19 protein-coding genes and 3 CRISPR repeat arrays are annotated in these 23,374 nt (G+C 27.5%); of the genes, 2 read left to right on the top strand and 17 right to left on the bottom strand.

The features are described 5' to 3' along the window. Position 1: 1 nt before the first annotated feature. From HGI79_RS06865 to HGI79_RS06850, 4 genes are all read right to left on the bottom strand, one after another. Positions 2–1,156 (bottom strand): TIGR02678 family protein, encoded by a 1,155-nt coding sequence (locus HGI79_RS06865; protein WP_185649927.1) that lies wholly within the window; start codon positions 1,154–1,156, stop codon positions 2–4. Then, the gene (locus HGI79_RS06860; protein ID WP_185649926.1) at positions 1,153–2,643 is read right to left on the bottom strand and encodes a TIGR02677 family protein; all 1,491 of its coding nucleotides are present in this window, start codon (positions 2,641–2,643) and stop codon (positions 1,153–1,155) included. Before HGI79_RS06860 ends, HGI79_RS06865 begins: the two co-directional genes overlap by 4 nt. A gap of 345 nt (positions 2,644–2,988) precedes the next feature. Continuing rightward, positions 2,989–3,531: a carbonic anhydrase gene (locus HGI79_RS06855; protein WP_185649925.1), complete on the bottom strand. Its 543-nt coding sequence runs from the start codon at positions 3,529–3,531 to the stop codon at positions 2,989–2,991. Between the two features lie 150 nt (positions 3,532–3,681). Then, positions 3,682–4,209, bottom strand: coding sequence for a hypothetical protein (locus tag HGI79_RS06850; protein ID WP_185649924.1), 528 nt, complete (start codon positions 4,207–4,209; stop codon positions 3,682–3,684). 367 nt (positions 4,210–4,576) lie between these two features. Between HGI79_RS06850 and HGI79_RS06845 the strand changes: the two genes are divergently transcribed. Together HGI79_RS06845 and HGI79_RS06840 are read left to right on the top strand one after the other, a co-directional pair. Next, on the top strand, positions 4,577–5,092 hold the full coding sequence (locus tag HGI79_RS06845) for an RNA polymerase sigma factor (protein ID WP_185649923.1): 516 nt from the start codon (positions 4,577–4,579) through the stop codon (positions 5,090–5,092). Then, positions 5,092–6,387, top strand: coding sequence for a DUF4179 domain-containing protein (locus HGI79_RS06840; RefSeq protein ID WP_185649922.1), 1,296 nt, complete (start codon positions 5,092–5,094; stop codon positions 6,385–6,387). The genes HGI79_RS06845 and HGI79_RS06840 overlap by 1 nt, the downstream gene beginning before the upstream one ends. 335 nt (positions 6,388–6,722) lie before the next feature. Continuing rightward, positions 6,723–7,933: direct repeats of the CRISPR family, unit length 30 nt; unit sequence ATTTAAATACATCCTATGTTAAGGTTCAAC. 191 nt (positions 7,934–8,124) lie between these two features. Here HGI79_RS06840 and HGI79_RS06835 read toward each other — a convergent pair. The 13 genes from HGI79_RS06835 to HGI79_RS06785 form a co-directional block, all read right to left on the bottom strand. After that, the gene (locus HGI79_RS06835; protein WP_185649921.1) at positions 8,125–8,979 is read right to left on the bottom strand and encodes an Rpn family recombination-promoting nuclease/putative transposase; all 855 of its coding nucleotides are present in this window, start codon (positions 8,977–8,979) and stop codon (positions 8,125–8,127) included. 230 nt (positions 8,980–9,209) lie between these two features. After that, a complete protein-coding gene (locus HGI79_RS06830; protein ID WP_185649920.1) occupies positions 9,210–10,370 on the bottom strand; it encodes an RNA-binding domain-containing protein in 1,161 nt (386 codons plus the stop codon). A gap of 89 nt (positions 10,371–10,459) precedes the next feature. Continuing rightward, positions 10,460–12,132: a CRISPR direct-repeat array (repeat unit 30 nt; unit sequence ATTTAAATACATCCCATGTTATGGTTCAAC). A 178-nt stretch (positions 12,133–12,310) separates the two neighbouring features. Further along, complete coding sequence (gene cas2, locus HGI79_RS06825; RefSeq protein ID WP_185649919.1) at positions 12,311–12,598, bottom strand: CRISPR-associated endonuclease Cas2; 288 nt, start codon at positions 12,596–12,598, stop codon at positions 12,311–12,313. Between the two features lies 1 nt (position 12,599). Next, positions 12,600–13,601: a type I-B CRISPR-associated endonuclease Cas1b gene (gene cas1b / locus HGI79_RS06820; RefSeq protein WP_185649918.1), complete on the bottom strand. Its 1,002-nt coding sequence runs from the start codon at positions 13,599–13,601 to the stop codon at positions 12,600–12,602. Between the two features lie 13 nt (positions 13,602–13,614). Next, the gene (gene cas4, locus HGI79_RS06815; RefSeq protein WP_185649917.1) at positions 13,615–14,109 is read right to left on the bottom strand and encodes a CRISPR-associated protein Cas4; all 495 of its coding nucleotides are present in this window, start codon (positions 14,107–14,109) and stop codon (positions 13,615–13,617) included. Positions 14,110–14,184: 75 nt separating this feature from the next. Next, on the bottom strand, positions 14,185–15,786 hold the full coding sequence (cas3, locus tag HGI79_RS22730; RefSeq protein WP_395939520.1) for a CRISPR-associated helicase Cas3': 1,602 nt from the start codon (positions 15,784–15,786) through the stop codon (positions 14,185–14,187). A gap of 56 nt (positions 15,787–15,842) precedes the next feature. Further along, positions 15,843–16,790 (bottom strand): CRISPR-associated endonuclease Cas3'', encoded by a 948-nt coding sequence (locus HGI79_RS22725; protein ID WP_241428159.1) that lies wholly within the window; start codon positions 16,788–16,790, stop codon positions 15,843–15,845. A 19-nt stretch (positions 16,791–16,809) separates the two neighbouring features. Next, positions 16,810–17,550 carry a type I-B CRISPR-associated protein Cas5b gene (cas5b, locus tag HGI79_RS06805; protein ID WP_185649916.1) on the bottom strand — a complete coding sequence of 247 codons (741 nt, stop codon included), beginning with the start codon at positions 17,548–17,550 and terminating at the stop codon, positions 16,810–16,812. 3 nt (positions 17,551–17,553) lie between these two features. Beyond that, entirely contained in the window at positions 17,554–18,492 is a 939-nt protein-coding gene (locus HGI79_RS06800) for a type I CRISPR-associated protein Cas7 (RefSeq protein WP_185649915.1), read from the bottom strand. Continuing rightward, positions 18,485–20,251 (bottom strand): hypothetical protein, encoded by a 1,767-nt coding sequence (locus tag HGI79_RS06795; RefSeq protein ID WP_185649914.1) that lies wholly within the window; start codon positions 20,249–20,251, stop codon positions 18,485–18,487. Before HGI79_RS06795 ends, HGI79_RS06800 begins: the two co-directional genes overlap by 8 nt. Positions 20,252–20,268: 17 nt before the next feature. Then, positions 20,269–20,976, bottom strand: a complete 708-nt coding sequence (locus tag HGI79_RS06790) for a CRISPR-associated endoribonuclease Cas6 (protein ID WP_185649913.1) — start codon at positions 20,974–20,976, stop codon at positions 20,269–20,271. 1,001 nt (positions 20,977–21,977) lie between these two features. Then, positions 21,978–22,157: a hypothetical protein gene (locus tag HGI79_RS22720; protein WP_241428158.1), complete on the bottom strand. Its 180-nt coding sequence runs from the start codon at positions 22,155–22,157 to the stop codon at positions 21,978–21,980. A gap of 24 nt (positions 22,158–22,181) precedes the next feature. Further along, positions 22,182–22,712: a Fic family protein gene (locus HGI79_RS06785; RefSeq protein ID WP_241428157.1), complete on the bottom strand. Its 531-nt coding sequence runs from the start codon at positions 22,710–22,712 to the stop codon at positions 22,182–22,184. 305 nt (positions 22,713–23,017) lie between these two features. Continuing rightward, positions 23,018–23,373: direct repeats of the CRISPR family, unit length 30 nt; unit sequence ATTTAAATACATCCCATGTTAAGGTTCAAC. Between the last annotated feature and the right edge of the window lies 1 nt (position 23,374).

Genomic DNA, 23,374 nt, shown 5'->3' with positions numbered 1-23,374 from the left:
ATTAACTATCTCCTTTCTCTAAGGCTGCTTCTTTAAAGGCTTGAGGATAGCTGCCTATAACCTTACCAGTAAGAGGTAATATGTGTATTTCCTTACCATCCTTTAAAACTTTAAGCATATTAAAATCTTTCATATATTTAATTATATCTTCACTTAAGGCACCAAGTGACCTCTCCCTATATTCCTTACTCCAACCAGAGCTGAAGCTGAGTTTAAGCTCTTCAACTATACTTTCGAAATGTGCTTTGGATATTATAATGCTGTCATCTACCTTTAGGTTAAGCTCTTTTCTTTTTACCTTTTCTGTTATTAATGAATTAAACATCAGCACCACATCGCTTATAGCTCTTCCTCCTGGAAATGTATCCTTCATATTCTTTTCTCTATTTAAAACAACTAAGGCACCATTTCTATGTACATGAAGATCATAATCTAAAAACAGCTCTAAATCATTAGCTATCATACCTCTCTGCTTTTTTATATAATCATAATCCACATCTTCAGCACCTTCATTGTAAACTACAGGACCCATGACAAGTCTTCTATATACTCTCTGCCTTCTTATAATACCTCTATCAGTATCAACCTCGCCCCACTCTTCATTTTCAATATCTTTGTAAGAATTGTAATTCAATATACTAGTGGTAAAGTTCCTAACAAAGTATCTGGAAAAGCCTGTACTTTCATACAGCACTTCTGTATCCATACTATTGGCAAAGCCCTGCTCATCCCCATCATCTATTTTTATCATTTTAAGGTCCACTGCAAATCTTAAAACTTTAATTAGACATCTTCTGTGTCTATAGAGTGTCCAGTCTACCTTCTCTTCCCCAATGTAATTCCCCTGAATAAACTCAGTGACTCCTGATAACACAAACTGTTCCTCTCTGCCCTTGTCCTCTAAAAACATCAATAGAATACATAAAAATGCATATTCCATATTGCTTTCGAAATCTGCAATACCCATCCAAGGCTCTGCCTTTCCTGGAAGTTTTTCAAGCTTAATTAAATTTGGATTTACAATAACCTGATACCCTAGCTTTTCTGTAAGAAAGCTCTTGAAATTAGGTATACTGTCTTTTATGCTATAATAAAGTTCCTTATTATCATCTTTACTTATCCAATAGTTTTCCAATAATATTTCTAGTTCCTTCATGCTATCACTCTTTCAAATCTTATAATATATGCAGGCATCTCAAAAATACCATCAGCACATAAAAGCTTACATTTATCTTCTTTATTTTTAGGATTCTCTACTTTGTAGACTCTCCCATCTTCTGTTTTCCCCTTGTTATCCGGTGAATTTACCCCTTTACTCAGCCATCTTAAAAGAGTAAGTCTTACATGAGCTTCTATTTCTGGAAGCCTTGAAAAATCTATGACATCCTCTACTATGTAGCTGTCTATTATACGTCTTTCTTCTTCTCTTATTTTTATAATTCTATGGAGCATTTCACTCTTTCTTTTTTCATTATTAACAATAGGGTTTCTGATATTTTTTTCTTTATAAGCTCTGATTCTAGGCTTTACATTTTGAATATAAGGCTCTTCTTCAAAGATACCGCTATTTATACTCTCCGTTTTTCTATTTATCTCACCTTTTATATGCTTCATATTAAATATTCCAAAGGCGAGACTTGATAACTTGTGTGCTTCATCTAAAGTGTCACAATTTAAAAACATCTCACAAAGCTTTTTATATTCTTCCTTTCTGTTAGCCGCACTATTTCTGCTTTCTGCAATTTGAGAAGCAAATCTAGTTATCTTTCTTATGATTTCATTAGTTATATTTAATAGCTTTGAGGCTTCACTTTCTAAACCTGCGGAACCCAAAAACCATTCCTTAAGATTATTCCATCGTCCATAAATATTGTCTTTTATAACCTCATCAGAAATCTCCAAGTCAATTCTGGGTATGGATTTTTCATAGGCAAAAGCCTTTTCTAAAACTGTTTCTACAGTGCTGTGCTCCAGCTGCTTTAAAATATACTCTATAGCATTAGAATTATATTGAAGTCCCTTTATAAAATCTCTTAAATAATCAATAAATTTGTCCTTAAAAACTAAAAATTCTCTTGTCTTCATCATCTCTTCAGCTTTCAAGCTGTACAAGTCTCTTATATAATCCTGATAGTTTTGATTAAGTCTTTTAAAATCATTATTTAAAGAACTCCACCAACTTCCAACCTCTCTGTTATCCTCATTAGCCATTTGAGGAAGCTTTTCAATCTCTTCCTTAATTCTTTCCAATAATGAAGGTTCTAGTGAAGCACTTTCTACAAATAAATTTTCAAGCTTTATAGTTAACCTTTCAATCTCAACGCTATATTCTGACAGCTGATATCTGAATTGCTTATTTTTAAACTCTTCTACTGTAGCAACCTTTGAAGTGTCCTGAATTGCCAATAGGTTTCTCCAGGAGATAAGCACATCCAGATCTTGCTTACATTGATCCATAGTGTATTCCATAAATTTTTCATGTTTCTTTAGTTCTTCGAAAACTTCTTCCTTATACATCCAATATTTCATTTTTTCATATTGAAGATAAAAATATCTAAGGATTACCCTATATCTCCAGGCATTTTCTACAGTTAAATATCTCATTTCATCTATCTGTTTGGTAAGCTTACTATTAATATCCATATATTATCACCTATTATAATTATTTACAATTTACGATTTATTATAATGTTTTTTACATGATTATTGTAGCATAGATAGTTAATATTAAAAATATTGTTTATAAAGTAAAACTTGAATTATATGGGAGTATTAGAGCGGGTAGTCATGGGATAAAATAGAAAAAGTATATATAAACAATTTTAATAGTGCAGAAAAATTGTTTATATATACTTTATTCAATGATTTTTTTTCTTTCATGAATATACCTTAAAAAGTTATTTCGTTCATGAAAAGCTACTGTCAAAGTTTTGCTTAGTGTTTTAAATATAAATTATTAAGCTTAGTTATAACTTGATATTACTAATACTAACTTTCTTCAATTAAATATAAAAGATTATCGTCTAAATTATAGAATAATGGTACCACTGCTATCTTTGGATACTTTTCCTTTAACCTTTTTGCTTCACTTAGTAAAAAATCTATTTCATTTTCAATTTCAAACATTGGGGCAAAACTTGTGAAGTGTTCTTCTGCGTGTTTTTCATCCCATCCGGCATCTTCAACTAATCCTTTAATAAAACGCTCTTTTTTAGATATTAAATTTACCATTCCACAATTATTATGGCCTATTAAAGCTATTGTTTTAATACCTCCAATAGCCACAGCATAGGATACTTTGAATTCACTATAACGTAAGTTTCCACCACCGGAACGGATGATATATGAAAAATTATTTGGAATATTAAGTTGTTTACGATTATCCATGCACATTCCTACTAATAATTCGGCTTTATCATGTTTTTGAAAATCATATCCTAAATTATGATATTTTAAAAGTTTTTCAATTGGTGTACCTATATATTGAGGAAATATATCATTTTCATGTAATACTTTAACTAATTTATTCATAAATACTCCTCCCTTATATCACATTTATAAATTAGAATATCACATTAACTTAAAATACTCAATGACTATACATAATAAAAATCAACCCAATGTTTGGTTTTCTGGGTTGACTTTTTATTTACTGCTTCTTATCTGTACAAAGTATTTGATTTAGAAAGCTCCAGAATCTCCTCCTCCTCCACCGGAGAAGTCTCCACCACCTGAGAACCCTCCAAAGCCCCCATCATTTCCACCACCATTATTGTTATTGTTATTACTATTATCTATGCTGTTGTTATATATACTATCACTAATACTATCCCACATATAAAGATTCATAAGAAAAAATGAATAATTATTATACATAGCATATGAATAACTGTCTGTTGATTCATATGAAAGATCGCTTAATTTTTTAGAGAATGCTTTAGAATGAATTTCTTCTATTTCTAAAGCCGAAGCATATATAAGAGCTTCATCTATGTCTAAAAGGCTTGTATCTTGTTTGTAATTGGTAAAGCATTCTAAAAGATATTGTCTGTAAGCAAGCCATTTAAGTCTCTCATTAACATCACCTTTTTCAGTAATATTGGCAGTAATACTTAACTTGTCTATAGTATAGCTTTTATCTGCTGCCTTAACACTTATAGGTGTAATGAACATTATTAATAGCAGAAATATCAATAAAAATTTTCGCAAAACTACTCCTCCTACATATGAAATTTGAATTATTAATAATATTACTTCTAGCTTATTGTTATACTACTATTTTATCATAAATGCTTTAAATAACTTACTGTATATACTATAAAAACTTATTTTTCAATAAAACACCATTATTATCTAGATTTTTTTAGTTAAACACATCATATGTTAAAGTTCAACACACTAGTGCTAAAATTCTATTATAAATGTAATATAATACACTTCTAAAATAAAAGTATTTTATCAGTTGGAATTTATGCTCTATATGAATAAAGTTTTAAATATTTTTTATACAAAAAATATTTAAAAAATGAACTTTTATCATGTATTAATACTCTTATATATAGAATCGAGGTGCTAAATGGATATAGAAATATTAATAAAAAAAGCAAAACAAGGAGATAAAGAAGCTTTAGTACAGCTTATAATGGCACAAAAGAAGGATTTTTATAAGCTAGCTTATTTGTATATGAAAAACGAAGAAGATGCTTTGGATGCTTTGCAGGATACCATTGTAATCTTGTACGAAAATATACACAATTTAAAAAAGCATGAGGCTTTTTACAGCTGGAGTAAAACTATTTTAGTAAATTGCTGCAAAAAACTTTTAAAGAAAAATAAAAAAATAGTTCCCTTAGATTATGTTAAAGAAGAACCTTATGAAGAATGTTTTGATAAAAAAAATGAACAGATTATATTACAAAAACATTTATCAAATTTAAAAGAAAAGTATCAAGAGGTAATTAAACTTCATTATTTTTTAGATTTAGATAATGAGACTATAGCAAAAATAATTAATGTGCCAGTTGGAACAGTAAAATCCCGGATATTTAATGGCATTAAAAAGTTAAAAGAAAGCTTAGGAGGTGACAAATAGTGGACGATATAAAAAAATTATTAAGTAAAAATAAATTAGATTTTAATAAATTAGAAGTTCCTGAAAATTTAGAAAACAGATTAAAAACTGCACTTAAAGATAAAAGTATTAAAACAAAAATTAATAGACATTTTAAAATAAAAGCCGCTGCTGTTTTTATTTGCTTAATATTAACAGCATATAATTTTAACACTTTAGGTTTTTATGCGGAAAAACTTACAGGCTATGATAAAGTAATGGATGCAAACTTAAAAAAATTAAATGAATTAGGAAAAGGTCAAATTATAAATAAGAGCTTCACCTTTAAAAACGGTCTAACTTTTACTTTAGATGGAATAATGATGGATGACAATAAATTTTTAGCCTTTTATACAGTAAAAGACCCTAGAGGAAATATTGAAAATCTATCTATTGAACCTTCACATATATATTTAAAGGGTAAATTCAAAAATTATATGTTTCACAATTCTTATGGAAATGTAAATGATACAAAAACAGAAATAAAATTTACTGCTGCTTTTGACCCTCCTTCTGCATTTGATAAAAATTTAGAGTTAAATATAACTTCTAAAGAAAATAATGAAACTGGTAAAATTTCCTTTACATTAGATAAAAACAAAGCTATGGGACACAGTATAAAAAAATTTCTATATAAAAACATTAAAGCAGATGATAATAATCTTCGCCTTCAGTATATTTGTGCTTCCCCTACAACTACAGTAATTAAAGGAAAAGTTGAAAATATAGTAGAATTAGCTGCAGATAGAATGCGTGGGATTACATTTTCACCTAGCAGATTAAATATAAAATTAATTGCTGATGGAAAAGTTATTGAAAATCAAGAAGCAGAACTTGGTTCAAATATTAATGGAGTTACATTCAAATATAATTTTGCACCTTTGCCTAATGATTTTAAAAAACTGCAAATTCAATTTTCAGGCTTAACTTCCGAGCATATTATAAATAAAAATTTTAAGTTGAAAAAAGATATTGAAAATGAAAATATTAATGTGGAAAATAAAAATATTGAATTTGAAAAAATATATGAAGCTAATGGAAACACTTATGTTACATTTTCTACAGAAGCAGATATAATCTTAACAAATGTAAATATGACAATAGATGGAAAAAGTATAAATCTTAACAAAACCATTCCAGAAAATAATACTAAAAATTCCAATATAAATACTAGAACTTTAGAGTTCATTGGAACAGGCAATAACTTAGAATTAAATATTCAGCGTATGATTTATAGAAAAAACTATAATGAAATTGTAGATATAATTTCAGATTAAATGCTTAAAAAACTAACCTGTTAAAAATGCTTATAATCATAAAAGAGCTGTGCCTCAATTAATTATTGAGTGCAGCTCTTTTAAATGCATTTACAGCTGATAAATTTTTTGCTATCTGTATAGCTTTATTGTTTTCTCATTTTCTTCAGCCGTTTTTTAATTCTGATTTTTGAATTCTAAGTCTCTTTAAATCATTTTCATATAGTTCTTTTTCTTCTCTGTCTAAATACATTATCTCTAGTTTCTCTATTGCTTTTCTTACCGTTTCATCTTCTGACAGTTACTCTGGTATTTTGTTTACATCCTCTTAAGTCCCTAAGAATACTTGGACATTGATTTAAATACATCCTATGTTAAGGTTCAACAATTTTCAAACATTTAGGTACTCCTCTCACTTTCTATTTAAATACATCCTATGTTAAGGTTCAACAAATAGACCTACGTTACTATTATCTGAACTAACATATTTAAATACATCCTATGTTAAGGTTCAACTAATTTTAAGGAGGTGAAATTAATTGGATAAGGCTTTATTTAAATACATACTATGTTAAGGTTCAACCAATGATGCAAATTGGCAACCTGTTAAACATGCTTAATTTAAATACATCCTATGTTAAGGTTCAACAGAATCCAGTAATACAAGTGTAGAAATGCAATTAAAATTTAAATACATCCTATGTTAAGGTTCAACGATATTGCTAATTGTGAGTTTAAAAAATTTGTGCAAATTTAAATACATCCTATGTTAAGGTTCAACTAGAAAAGAAATGATAGATAAAAATAAAGATAAATAATTTAAATACATCCTATGTTAAGGTTCAACTAAATTCTTTTCAGTTTCTCGAATTTTAGTTTCTAAATTTAAATACATCCTATGTTAAGGTTCAACTTGCTGTTAGTTTGCTTCCGCCTGAGGTTGTTACTAATTTAAATACATCCTATGTTAAGGTTCAACGGAAAAATATTGGAAAAATAATGGTTTTGTAACGGTATTTAAATACATCCTATGTTAAGGTTCAACTCCTGTATATTTAGAAATTAAAAATCCTTTAAAACTATTTAAATACATCCTATGTTAAGGTTCAACGTGAGCCTAGTTTACAAAACTTAGTAAAACTAGCATTTAAATACATCCTATGTTAAGGTTCAACTTGCATATAGAATAGGTGTATGTCCAAAAGATTTAAATTTAAATACATCCTATGTTAAGGTTCAACTAACACAAGTTCGTAAGAAGCAATTTGCATTGTTTAATTTAAATACATCCTATGTTAAGGTTCAACTTTTTCTCCCCTTCTGTAGCTAAAAACATTAATTTATTTAAATACATCCTATGTTAAGGTTCAACACTGTCTCTCCAATCTCTAATTCCGGTATATATCCTATTTAAATACATCCTATGTTAAGGTTCAACTTGTATCCATATTAATAATTAAATCTTTAGTCCGTATTTAAATACATCCTATGTTAAGGTTCAACTTGATTGTAGTTACATATTAGACGAAAATTTTCTATTTAAATACATCCTATGTTAAGGTTCAACCACTGTAAAATAGCCATCCTATATTTTCATTATAATCCCTTAAGCATTCATAATAAAGGATTTTCTAAAAAATTTACCAGCCGTTTTTTACTTTTTAAAACCACACCTAAAAAATCCTTTTAATCTCTTATAAATACAGGGATTAAAAGGATTTTTATTTAAGCTTTAGTTGGTAAAATATATAGATATTTCTATTGATTTTTAAGGCTATTTATAAAATCTACACTTAATCCAGTTTTTTCTGCTATTGTCTCCATATCTAATACATCTAATAAATTTTTAGCAATATTTATTTTTTCTCTCTCGACTCCCTGTTCAATTCCCTTTTCAATTCCCCTTCTTTCAGCAGTTTTTAATTCTGCCTTTTGAATTCTCAATCTCTTTAATTCATTTTCATATAATTCTCTTTCTTCACTGTCTAAATACATTATGTCTAGTTTTTCTATTGCTTTTTTTACGGCTTCATCTTCTGATAACTCTTCTGGTATTTTATTTACATCTATTTCATAGGCTTTATTCAAAAATGCCACCCATCTATCCAATGTATTGTTTAAATCTTTAAAATCCTTTTTAAATTTACCAAGCTCTATAAAATGCATTTCAAATATATTTGACAACTCTTGTTTTGTTTTTTCATTATAAACCCTGTATACATTATGAAAATCTTCTTCATCTAAGTAATTAAAATCTAATATATTTATTGCTATAGTTTTTCTTAAAAGATCAAAATCTTCTCCACTCTCTATTTGATCTGAATATACCTTCGCCCAATAGTAAAAGGCTCTTTTATCATAAAAGCCCTGCTCTGCAAGCTGCATTTCAATGTCATACCAAACTCCTTTTTCGTCCACTGCTTTTATATCTAGTATAGTCATTTTGCCTTTTCTATAATTTACTATGTTATATGGATTTTTCAACTCTATATCCTTTATCTTTTCCTCTTCTCTAATCATTGAATTTATAAATGAAATTAATATATCCTTATTTTCAGGGCTTCCAAAAAGCTTCTTAAATGCAAAATCTACTTTTGGGTTTATTCTACACATTTTTAAATCACCCCACCAATAATTTTATTACTATATATAATACCATAAATTTATTTCTTTAAATATTTTTACTTTTACATTCTTCTAACCACAAAAATTCTACGTTAATGTTCAGCGCAAAATTTGAAAGCCATAGTAGACCTAAAAAGGGATTTAAATACATCCCATGTTAAGGTTCAACTATTATAGTACTTAAACCTACAAATAATTATAATATTTCTTTTCAGAATCTAGATTTTATATATAGTAAGAATAAACTCTTCTCCTAACTCTTGTAAAAATGGTTCTTTAACCCCCATATCTTTCATTGCTTTAATTATCATAGGAATTCCTCTACCAAGTTGATCTATATATCTCATATTTTCCATATACTTTACCAAAAATGGATTTCTTGCATAAGATACTCCAATCTTCATCTTTTCAATTGTAACAGTATTAGGTAGCTTTCCTGGGCTGTGAAACTCAATACGATCATCAAACATAAAAATTCTTATTTTATATCCTGAAATACTATAATTTCTGTGAACAATGGCATTTACAATAGCTTCTCTCAATACTAATACAGGGTATTCTTCTCTTTCTTCTCTCTTTAGCTGATTAATAGTTGAAGGATTTTTCATGTTATTTTTTAATACAACCAGAGTTTGTTCTGCTATATCTTGTAACCTTCCACAAATCACTTTTTTATCTATAAGCTCATCTGTTATTTCATTTCCACGAAAATGAGCAAAGCTAATACCATTCTGGGACATAATGTCATCTGGTTTTTTACCAAATATTAACAAACCCCCAACAGAACATACCACTTTCCCATCTACTTCTTTTAATATATCTGCATTAATTAATGTTCTTTCTATACTTTTTTTATCCTCTTCATATAAATCGAAAGTATTATATTTGAAAAAGTAGTCTCGTATTATATCTAAGTTTAAGTCTTTTATAGAAGTATTATAAACTGGCGATATATCAAAGTGAATACTCCCATTAGCTTCAAATAACCTCATTAGTTCTTCTCTTGAAGCGATTCTTTTTGTAGTACCTACTCTTATATAATATTTATGATCAACAGTATAATAAGGCTTGTTTAATCCTTTAGGAATAGTAACAACTACGACTTTTAATTCATCAAATTCTATATATTCATAAATAGGAATTATATTAGGAATACAGTTATTTCTACAAATGTTCATAATCTTTTCTTCTATGTTTTTATCAGTTACTCCTTTTATAATTCCATCATCAGATATGCCTATTAATACTGTTCCGCCTTCACCATTAGCAAAAGCTACAAATTCTTCTGCTAGTTCTTTTGCCTTTATGCCTTCTTCTTTAAATTCTATATATAAATTTTCTCCATTTTCAATAATATTTAATAATTCCTTTTTATTCATAACCAAACCCATCCTTAAGCTAAAATATATCAATATATATACTATTATAACATATACAATAAGTATTTATCCCTCATTTTGGCAGTCAAGAATGAATACATCTTATGTTGAGGTTCAACTTAGAAAATAATGCAGGAACTTTCAATGTTAGGTATGAATTTAAATACATCCCATGTTATGGTTCAACAACCCAAGTTCGTAAAAAACAATTCGCTTTGTTCAATTTAAATACATCCCATGTTATGGTTCAACTTTTACTTTAACAGGATTGTTAACATCATTTGATGCATTTAAATACATCCCATGTTATGGTTCAACATTCCTGTTACAGTTCCTTTTTTATTATAATTTACTATTTAAATACATCCCATGTTATGGTTCAACCCTGAATTTGTAGTAGTATGAGGTCCTTTAATAAAAATTTAAATACATCCCATGTTATGGTTCAACACCTCCAATGGATGTACTTTCATCATACCTTTGTCATTTAAATACATCCCATGTTATGGTTCAACAATAAGTTATCCGGTCTTGTTTCGCCATTCTGTACTATTTAAATACATCCCATGTTATGGTTCAACCCACCAGCAATTCCTACAGGAGATAGCAGCACGTAATTTAAATACATCCCATGTTATGGTTCAACTAAATAGTCTTCTAATTGTGGATAGGTATTCAGTTTATTTAAATACATCCCATGTTATGGTTCAACCTTAACTGCAGATCCTAACTGCATAGACAAGCTGCAATTTAAATACATCCCATGTTATGGTTCAACTAAAATGACTATGGAAACCTATTCTCATGTTACTGAATTTAAATACATCCCATGTTATGGTTCAACAATTTACAAATATTCACATCTTGAAAATTTTTGAGATTTAAATACATCCCATGTTATGGTTCAACTTAAAGCAATTAAACAAGGTCAAGATATCTACGTAGTATTTAAATACATCCCATGTTATGGTTCAACAGATTGTTATTTTAAGGAGTTTGGTCTTATATTAGAATTTAAATACATCCCATGTTATGGTTCAACAATCCTTAAACTTTGGAATTGCTCCTCAGTTAACTATTTAAATACATCCCATGTTATGGTTCAACTATATTAATGTTAGGGAGATTAATAACTTTTCCTTCATTTAAATACATCCCATGTTATGGTTCAACAAACACCCATGTTTCATTACTAAGTAACCTATCTAAATTTAAATACATCCCATGTTATGGTTCAACTAAGCAACAATAGCATCAACTGTAAGAGCAACCCCATATTTAAATACATCCCATGTTATGGTTCAACATTAATTACCCCTCGATAATAGAATATATCATTTTTATTTAAATACATCCCATGTTATGGTTCAACAGAAGAAAGTTTACTTGAAACTAAGACAAAGCAAGAATTTAAATACATCCCATGTTATGGTTCAACTTGGTCTATATATAGTTTTAAAGAGTGTTTAGTTAATTTAAATACATCCCATGTTATGGTTCAACATGGTAAATGGGAATTTACAGAAAGTCAGTTCAAATTTAAATACATCCCATGTTATGGTTCAACCCTTTACGTTTAAATTTCCACTATTGTCAAATATCATTTAAATACATCCCATGTTATGGTTCAACTACACCAGCCCCATCACTATAACTTCCATCAATCCTATTTAAATACATCCCATGTTATGGTTCAACAAGATGAAGATGATAACATTAATAAAGTTTGCAAATTTAAATACATCCCATGTTATGGTTCAACCACTACAAAATAGCCATTCTATATTTTCATTATAATCCTTTAACCACTAGAAACAAAGGATTTTCTAAAAATTTTACCAGCCGTTTTTCATTTTTTATAAATGTTAACAAAAAACCTCTATAAAGTCTTAAATCCCATAGCTTTATAGGGGTTTTTATTTTTAATGCAGCTGGTAAAATTAAATAATTAGTGATTCACTATTTGCTAAATTCAATCCTAAGGTTTCTTCACTAAAGCTTTTTTCATTCATTAGCTTTATTATAGATACAAAATCCTCTTTTTCATCTATAACTTTCTTTAATTCTGCTCTTAGTTTTATAAGATTAGACGGGGTTATGGTTCCTCTAAAAACAGATTTTTGATGATGTTTAAAATATTTTTTGCAAACTTTAAAAACTCTCTGTACTCTTTTTTCACCTATATCATAGAAAACAAAGGCATAATTAAAATTTTCTATCTTTCCCAACTTACATCATCTCCTTTAAACTAAATGGAGAAAAAGGTTTATCTTCAACTAAATGCTTTATAAGCTTGTATCCATCGTATTTAATGGCTGTCTCATAACTAACTTTCCTTTTCAATTTTGGATGTTCAAAAACACTATTAAATCTATTTTCTAAGGCTTCAATAAATACTTTCTTTCCCGCTTCATTTAAAAGACAATAATTAAGCTTTTTATCAAAGTGCTTGGACACCTGTATTTTTTTATTATTTACTAGTTCAAAAATAGTTTTATATACAACTGCAGGCTTAAATACTTCTGATAAATCAAGACTTAAAGAAAACCTACCTTCACTTGGCTCATGTAAAAAGCTTATACTTTGATTTAAATGTGTATGATATATTTGAGAAATAGTTCTAGCATAAAGTATGGAGTTTCCAAAGGAAATCATTGCATTCATAGGATTATCTGGTGGTCTTTTTACCCTCTTATTCATTAGAAAATCCTCTGGTAAAAAATACTTGAAGTTATCATAAAACCTCATCCAAACTTGTCCTTCTAAAAATAAGATCTGTTTTATATCATTAGTTTTATCTAGCAGCTCCACAAAATCTTTTTTAAGCCAGTCTAAAAAATCCTTAGTTTCTTTCTTATCATGTTTATAATAATGATACACTACTTCATATATATTCACCGCTATTCCTTTTACAAAAGCTTTTGCAATTTCAATTCTATTTTTTATAAAAGCTTCAGATTGCTTTATTGTCATATTGCCACTTATTAAATATTCCTTTGGATAAAAGGTTCCACTGTAATATCCATAGTAATTAAAAAAGTGTATAACAATACCTGCCTTTGCTGCAAAATCTAGAAATTTAGTATTTAAGCTTACTTCATTTAAAAAATAAATTTCCTTTGTAGCTTCTATTGGCATATATACATTTTTGCCATCTTTTCTAAAAGAAATAGAATTGTCTTTTCTACTTATATCCCCTTGGGACATTATAAATCTTGTTCCCTTCCCCATAGCATCCTCTCCTTTAAATAAAGCAGTATTCATAATAAGCACATTTTTTGCATTTAGGTTTAAACTCTGGATTGGGAGGATTTTTTTCCTCTAATAAGTTGTTTATGCTGCCTAAAAACTCATTCAAAGCTTGTTCATTTTCCACAGTTAGTTCAATATAAATAATTTTTTTATCTTGCTTATTTTTTTCCTCAAACTGGATTTTACCTTTTCTCTCTATTCCTTTTTCTTTTAGTTTTTTTAGATAAAGCAAAACCTGCCATTTTACAGCTTCTATATCTGCATCAGACTTTTTTATTTCAACCAAATACTCATCAGTAATTTTATCTATTTTTATATTGTCTATAGATATTTCTGTATTTTTCTTACCCTCTGACTTTAATTCATGTAAGACCTTTCCTATTCTCACTTCTTCACTGTTATCTTCTAAATTTATTCTGTTAGCATGAAGCCAGCATTGGCGTTTACAGTGGAAGTAATAGTTTATTATTGTACCTGTTATTTTCATATAACCACTTCCTTTTAGACAAGTTTCAATAATTACATAAAAATAAATTCTTTAATAATCTAAACCAAGTCATAACTATAATATCAAATTTGCCTCATCTATTTTTTCTCCAATAAAAATTTCATTATTGAATCTACCATTTACTATATATTTTTCTCCATCATCAATATAATAAATATCACCTAATATTTCATTATATTGATTAGGAAGCTTTTTAACCTTATAGATAAAGTAGCTTAAATCTTCATTCATTACAGAAAGTTTTATTCTTTTTTCAGAATAGTCCATTTTATTGTCCATTAATAACTTTTTATAGCCCTTCCATACTTTACTTCCATCAATTGTTTTTTCTTCTGAAATTTTAATTTGTCTTGAAAGGAATATAGTATATTTATTTTGATTAGCTTCCTCATCTATAAGTTTCATATGATCTCTTATCTTTGCAAAATCTAAATCATTAAGTTCTTTAATAAAACTTAAATATCCATTATCATTATTTTCTTGTTTTCTTATTTGAATCTTATTTATAACTTCTCTATAGTATTGTTCAAAGTCTTTATTTTTTAAAAGTTCCTGAACCTGTGGATTATTAAGTGTAAGTTCTTTTTCTTTCCGAACATCATTTTTATAAAGTAATCCACAATTATTAATTTTAAAAAATTTCACTCTTCCAGTTCTAAGACATGACCTATTTATTCGTCCCATAAACTGTTCCTCAGCATCTAAAATAGATATATTTTTATATCCAAGATCCATATCAATGTCGATTCCAGCTTCTATAACCTGGGTAGCTATAATAATAATCTTACCTCCTGTTTTTTTAGCTGCTTTTATTACTTCTTCTCTATCTACCTTATTGTCATCAGAAGTCATAATCTTAATTTCATGTCCACTATCACAAATAAATTCTTCATTTATATAATCAAAAAATCTGTCTGCATTTTTCTTAAATATGAATTCAATCAATATTTTATTATTAGTTTTACTTTCTTTTAATATATCATCAAGAAGTATCTTAAATCCTTTCTCATAATCCTCCTCTTTAATATCTCCACCTAAATCTAATATTTCAAATTTAACTCTATTTTTAAATAAAGGATTTTCAAAATAATGTTTTCTATTATTTATAAGATAAGCAAAATTACTGTCCTCTCCTTCTACAAGTTTATTAAGTCTTGGAAGCGTTGCAGACATTATAATAACTTTTATATTAAGAACTTCTGCATAGACACTTAGAAAATTGATTATTTCCTTCCAGATTCCATTCTTATAGCTCTGTATCTCGTCAAGTATTATTACGGAATTACAAACATCAATTAGAGGAAATCCTTCTTCCCTACTAGTGCCAAAAAGGAAATTAAACAAATTAACATGAGTTGTTATAATAAAGGGATAGTTTAAGAAAATTCTATTAAGCAATGATTTTTTATAATCAATTTTTTTATTGTTTTCTTTACTTCTAAAATCTTTGTAGTCTTCATTTATATCAATTGTCTTTATTGGAGTTAGAGAGTTTATTACAGATATGTTTTGTTTTATCTCATTATCCTTTTCAAATATTTCTGTTAGACCCTTTTCTGTTTGTTCCACTAAGGTATTAAAAGGAAAAACATAAAAAAGCTTATTTAATTTATCATCTGAATTAAGCATGAGATTTGCTAAATTTACAGAGGTTATAGTTTTACCTGCTCCAGTAGGTGCTTCAAGATAATATATATTTTTATCTTTGTTTTTTAAATATTTTTTTCACTTTCAAGAGTAATTTCTGATCTAAGTTGATTTATATTTTTATAGTTACCATCAGTAACTGGTTTCTTTTCATATTCTCTTATATTTTTTACAATTTTATAGTTATTGAAAGCATCATTAAATTTTTTCTTTAACTCTTTAGTTATTATGCCAATATCAGTTATTTTTTGTCCATCCATAAAATCAGAAGTTGCATAGTAATCTGATGCTGTAAGTAGAGAAAATAATAACTTAGAATATATATATACATTAAAATTAAACTTACTATCTTCCTTTACCATAGAATTTTTTATAGTATCAAAACTATTATAAAAAAAAGTACGTATTATATCACTTTTTATAGTATCAATCTTAAGGTCCGGAAAATCATCTTCCTTTTCATATCCTTTAATTCCATCCACTAAAGCTCTTTTATAACTTTCAAAATCTAATAAATACCCATGATGTTTAGATATAATATAGGAATTTATATACATAAAATATCTTAAAAATACTTTATCTGAATCCTCAAATTTCAATTCTTTTATTTTTCTATTAAAATAACTTACGTATATATAGGAACCAAGCAGGGAATGATTACTATCCCCACTTTCGTTATCTTCATATAGATGATTTTTCATCACATCATATTGAAAGCCTGGATTTATTTTTCCTATATCATGCATATATATAGTATTTACCAACATTTCTTTCCAGAAGTGAATTATATTCTTTTGCTTTCCCTTCAAAAGATTTTTCTCAAAATTCATAAATACATTATCCAAATTTTTCTGTTTACATATAAAAAGTAAATACTTATATGTAAGCTTTATATGCTCAGTAAGTTTCTCTTTTTCTGCACTACTATCCTCAGAGCTTCTATGTGCATATATATTTTTTAAGTTATCTACGCAATCCTCAATTTTAAAAATTTCCACGTTATCAAAATACATTTTTTAACTCCTAAAACTTTTAAAATAAATATATATTTTTATTAAGTTCACTATCCCTGTATATTTCAACATTATTATTTTTTTCAACTGGAATACTGGTTTCAGTAAAATCATCAAATATATATTGATTTAGTTGTTCATCTAAACCTGTAGGTAAATATTCTTGATATTTCCAAGGAATAAAATTTTCATCATCATCTATATAACTCTGTAATTGAAAATCTTTAGTTTTAAATAGGCTATCTATATTCTTTACATCTTTTACACTCTCCAAAGCTACTCTCTTTACATTGGTAATGTCTGCAAAATGATCATTTTTGCCAAGATAAGGTATGAATTTAGCCTTATTATTATCAAGCAATTCTGCAAATTCTTCTGTGGTTTCATCCAGCTTAACATATACTAGCCACTGTGGATCTTGCAGCCACTGCTCTTTAATTATAAGATTTCCACCTTGCTCTAAATTTGCATATCCAACAGAGTTATTAAAAGTCTGAATTTTTTTAGTTATATAACCTTGCTTATTACAAGTTATTATGGCTACTTTTGCATTCTTTAATTTTTCATAAAAATCAGGATAAACTTGCTTTTTAATATTTTCACTCTGTTTATTATATCCACTTAGGCCCATTACACTTCCCATAATTCCAAGAAGAGCAACTTTATGTATGTTTCCATAAGTAAAATAATAATAAGTATTTACATCAGGCTTTTTAAAGAATGCAGTTCTACCTGAGAGCTTAAATCTTATTGTCTCCATTCTTTAAACCTCTTTTCTTGTAAAAATATTGAATTTTTTAGCTCCTTTTGGTATATTATCTACATTCAATTTATAATTATTATAGTAAACTTCTATACTCTTTATCTTATCTTTAATTCCATCTATTAAATTATCCAATTTTTTTAATTCAAAAGTACTGTCAGTTCCATTCACTTTATTAAAGTCCATAAACTGCGTTAAATTTGGAAGATAAGTATCCTCTTCTGTTTCTATAAATATTGCAAATTCATTTTCACAGCCTGCTTTAGCGTTTGTATTAAGTGCAGTTGCACCCATAAGTGCTGCTTCCTTGAATTTTTTATAGTCCTCCTCAGTATATCCTTCAGTAACTCCCATTTCTTCATAATTCTTATAAGAGGTAGGATTAATATAAAATGGATATAAATAATGTGCTTCATTGCTTACAATTTTTGTTCCAAGGGTGCTTTGATTTGCTTCTTCTGCTTCTTTTCCCTCTTTAGGTTTTTTATCACTTCTAAAAGGAGAAAGTATCTGTTGTTCCTCCGCATTAGAAGCTTCATACACATTAAATCCCTGTCCAATTTGAACTGCCCCAGTTAACCCTATATTATTACCTTCTTCTGCAAAAGTTGCACCAAAAGCTTTAACATCTACTGCTGAAAAAAGATTTTTAAGTATTATTGTTGTTTCATCTTTTTTAGTAAGTGTCGTATCAAAAAACTCATTATATCTTTCCTCTAGTGATCTTGGTCTCATCTTTTTGTCTTTATCTACTTTAAAAGATTTCATGTAAAGTACCTTTTCTCCATTAGCTTCCCAGTATTTCTTTATACTATATTTTAAAGCTTTGTCACTTCCAAATATTGTTCCATCACTAATTGACTTTGGATATCCACTAAAATCTGCATTCCAATTTGCCATAATGGCTTTAATTCCAATTACTCCATATACTCTATTCATGTTGCATTTCCTCCCTATTTTCTTCATTATTTTTATCTGATTTCTTGAATATTAGATTAGGACATAAAAATCCTGCTATAAGCATATCTTGATCTACAATCCCCTTTGGACTATGTGCTGCAACCATATAATACATATTATTAAATCTGAAAGATTTATCTATTGCATAGCTATATTTGGTAAATAATCTTTTAAGCTGTTCTTTTACAAATTCATCACTTTTTGCACTAAGTATTGGTCTTATAAAAGAATAATTTTTACTTCCAGATTTATTAATGGCATAAAAAAACTGTAATAACTGACCTATACAAAAATAGTATTCCTTATCACTACTAACTTCCATCTTATAATCTGGATCCTCTTTCATATTTATCTTCTCATCTACATCTTTTCGAATATCTTTTACAGTGTTTGCCATCTTTTCCCCTCCATTTTCATTTTTAAAATAGTCTAATAGAGCATGCCTTAAATTAAATTGGTTAATGGCTCTATTTACATTTCCATAATTCATAGAACTACATAAAAGTTCTTTAGTCATCTTATTCCAAAACTTACTTACAAGAGAATCATTTCCTTTATAGAACCATGTATAAAAACCATATCTGTATTTAATAAGAGCTTCTTTAACTTTACTGTTATCTAATCTTATCTCCTTTGGTTCTGTAAAAAAATTATTATTAAGATATTTATTGAAAAATATTTCATCTATACTTTCTTTTAGTTCATATACATTATGGAATGTTTTTTTTAGTGGCAAAAAATCTTTACCTACACCCTTATCAAGTATTCGTATAAGCTTTATTGACTTTTTTAATTCATGTCTATAACTGGTTATAGCATCAGAATCTACAATTTCTACTTCTTTTCCTTTCTGTACTCTTAAAAAATATCCTTCAAAATCCTTCTCCCTACCCTCTTTAGGTGTCATACCCTCTATTTCATTTCCTACATAAATATAATTTTTTCCTTGAGCTGAATAGTTCATTAAATAATCGAAAAGTTTCTTTTGGATAACTATGTTGTCCGAATCTACTAATACCGGTAACTTACTCTTTCTAGTTTTATTTTCTAGAAAAGGTTTCTTGGAATTTAACCCCATATTAAAATCTGGAAGTCCATAAACTTTTCCATTTATTTTCACATTGTAGTCAGTGCTGTTATAAATATTAGGCAAAATATACTTTTCGCTTTCTTTTTCATAATTTTCTGAACTAGCATCATAAAATAATTTAAGATAGGTTTTATCTAGCTTTACCCTTGCAGCTATTTTAAATATATTCTCTTTTATCCATATATTTATTTTATCTATAAGCTCTATATCAGACTTTCCGTGTTTTTCTTCAGCTTTTAAATAAATTTCCTTACTTTTAGGCTTATTTTTATATTTAATTTCTGGATTTTTTAATATATTATAATATGCATCAATAATTCTATCATTAAGCTTACCTTTTTCAGTATCTAAGTTATCCTTTTTTATGTAAAAGGTATACATATTGTTGCTGTGAATTATCTTATCTGAATCAATAGGTTTATTCATAGAAATAAGACCACTCATAGAATCTAATTTTGCAAATTTTTTATAAGCATCCTGTTCCCTATCAGTATTTTTATCAACATTTAAAATTTCAATTGTATCTACTGTATCCTTTAGAGTAAACATTACATAATCTCCAGGTGCAAGAGTATAGTTATCTATAATTAAAGCTTCTCCTATTTGTTTATATTGTTCATTAAATATTTTGCTTATTTCATTTATCATAAACTATCGCCTTCTCCCTATTTAATGTACTGGTAATTCATGTATCCATATCCTCTAGGCACCATGTCCCCTATGCCGGTTCCAAGAAGCATATAAACAATATTTTGAGCTTCATTATTTGTTTCAACAGCTAAAGTAACCTTATCGCCAAGTATTCTTTTACCTTTGAAGTTAGTAGCTATTGGTTTTCTATTGTCTATTCTTTCATAATTAAATAACCTTAAATCTCTATCTATGGTTTCTCCTGTTAAAACTTCATATTTTTTTATACTATTTTTTCTTATATACTCAAAAAAATCAGCTTCGTTATGATTATTTCTCCAGTATTCTGTTTTCTCTTTATCGGAAATTTTAACTATAGCTGAAGTTATACTATAGATTCTATCTATAGGCTTTATTAATATTTTCTTACTTTCAGCTACAAGTATTTTGATATTAGCTGTGTATTCATTAGTCAAAAATTTCATAAAATGATCCTTTAGCTCTTCACCTATACACCTTATCTGAAAATTGTAAATATTACCTTCATTGTACATACCACTTAACTCCAAGGGATATAAGTTGTTAAAAGAATATCCTTTTATTTTATTTTCCTCGTGAAAATCTTTCATATTTTCATTTTTATAGAAGGATTTATCTATTAACTTGCTTAAAGATTCCTGTACATCTTCCTTTGATATGTCTTGCATCAAGTAAACTTTAAAATTACATTCGAATATATTCACACTTTCTCTCCTTGTTCAAGTTTTATTACTAAAAAAACATTATATTAATTTATAAAAAGCATAATATTACTATAATTCAAATGGTAATCACTGATATGATTATATAATACTGTTTCTTTATGTTCCTTTTATTTGCAAAATATAACAATTATTTTCCATATATATTATTATTCTATTTATTTATTACAAATCCTCCATAAAATCTAAAAGTTTTTATATAAAATTAAAATATCATTATCAGAACATTTTATCTTAACGTTTACTTTCTTATTCACTTGATATAATAAAAATTGGAAAGCAATTAGCTTCAAGTTTTAATACAGTTATGAAATTCTAAAATAAGTAGTCATCAGCTACTTATTTTCTTTTTTTAAATTTAATCTTTATATCTATAATCTGCTTTGAATTACATATGATAAATAAACCTATTAGAATTGTAGCTGCCAGAATTATTTCTCTTATATACTTATCCATAATCTAACTCCCCATTAGTTACTTCTATACCACTAATTGTTTCCAAACAAACATAACATAATTTAAAATCAAGTTTAATTTTTGTATCATTCATGATTTATATAGATGAATATATAATTATATAAATCAAGGTAATATTTACCTTATAAATTAATAATATCACTCCCAAACTCAAATTCAATATTATTTTACAAATAAAGTTGAATATTTAATGAGGTAAGCTGAAATAAATCCTAAGGTAAATAGGATTTATAGTACAACTCTTGTTACGGTTCAACAAAACTTTTATTATTTAACAAATAAAGTTTTTAAATACATCCTATGTTACGGTTAACCCACTGTAAAATAGTCATTCTCTATTTTCATTATAATCCTTACATTCCTTTAAGTCCATTTATAAAATCTATACTTAATCATATTTTACCGCTATTGTTTCTATTTAATCTGAATATACCTTTGCCCAATAGTAAAGGCTCTTTTATTATAAAAGCCAATCCTACTTTTTGGTTTATTCTACACATTTTTAATCATCCTACTACATATAAGTAGGTATCCAAACTTCTATCTACAGCTTTTACAACAATTTTTATAAAATCCTGTAGATCTCCTTCTACACTAGCCTTTTCTAGTGCTTTCATGTACTCATCTCTATCCTCAGTTTTTATTACTGTTATAGGATACCCATTTATTATTAATATTAAATTCATTAGAAGTCTAGCTGTCCTTCCATTTCAACCAATAAATGGATGAATATATACATATCTAAAGTGAAATTCTGCGGCTAATTCTATAGGATGCAGCCTATTCTTATTCTTATTATACCACTCTATCAATTCTAGCATTTTTTCTCTTACTAAAAAATGTTCTGCAGGCTTATGTTGACTTCCACTAATCAATACATTATTTTGTCTATATTCTCCAGCATTTTTATTGTCTATACTTTTTAGTATTATATAATGTAAGTCTTTTATAACTCTTTCCGATATATCTATGTCTTTATTTACTATGTCATCTACATAATCTATTGCCTCTTTATGATTAATTACTTCTAAATGCTCTTTTAAACTCTTACCTTTTCCAATAGTTAATCCGTCTTCTAAAATAACTTTTGTTTCACTTATTGTTAATGCATTTCCTTCTATAGCATTAGAATTATAGGTGAGTTCTACATCAAAATATTTTTTTAAGTTTTCTACCGCTGTTTTATTTAATGGTCTCTTACTATCTAATAATTTCTTTTTGTTATCTATATCTTTAAACATAATTTCTACTCCTACATCCATGTAATTACGTTCTAATTTTTAATACATATAAAATATTATTACATATTTAAAATAAAATAAGAAGCTATTAGCTTAACATTTTCAAATTAAGTTAAAAAAGTGATGAACATATAAAGCTAACTCCAATAGACATTTTACATTTTCATTATAATTTCTTCAAACATTGAAAATAAATCATCAAATAAAAGCATGATAAACCTTCTCTGGCTCTTTTCATGCTACATCAAAATAACTTATGCTGCTGATTACAAATTTTTTCAGTATACATTCAAGAGTTTTAATGTCTCCTGTTACATCCCATGTTAAGGTTCAACTATAACACAGGTAACGTTGGAAATACAGGGTTTAGAATTTAAATACATCTCATGTTAAGGTTCAACTTTCATGTTAAAGTTTCTGTTGTTTGTAGAGGTGAATTTAAATACATCTCATGTTAAGGTTCAACTAGAACAAGGGTGGTTGTCGTATGACGCATTAGAATTTAAATACATCCCATGTTAAGGTTCAACACGCCTATTTTAATCCCATATTTCATTAATCGACATATTTAAATACATCCCATGTTAAGGTTCAACCAAAGTCTTCATGTAAAAATGCTCTTTCTCTAGTTATTTAAATACATCCCATGTTAAGGTTCAACT

It is taken from the genome of Clostridium sp. DJ247 (genome assembly GCF_014231265.1).
The sequence above is the reverse complement of the archived record's forward strand: the minus strand, read 5'-3'. Positions and strand labels throughout refer to the sequence as shown.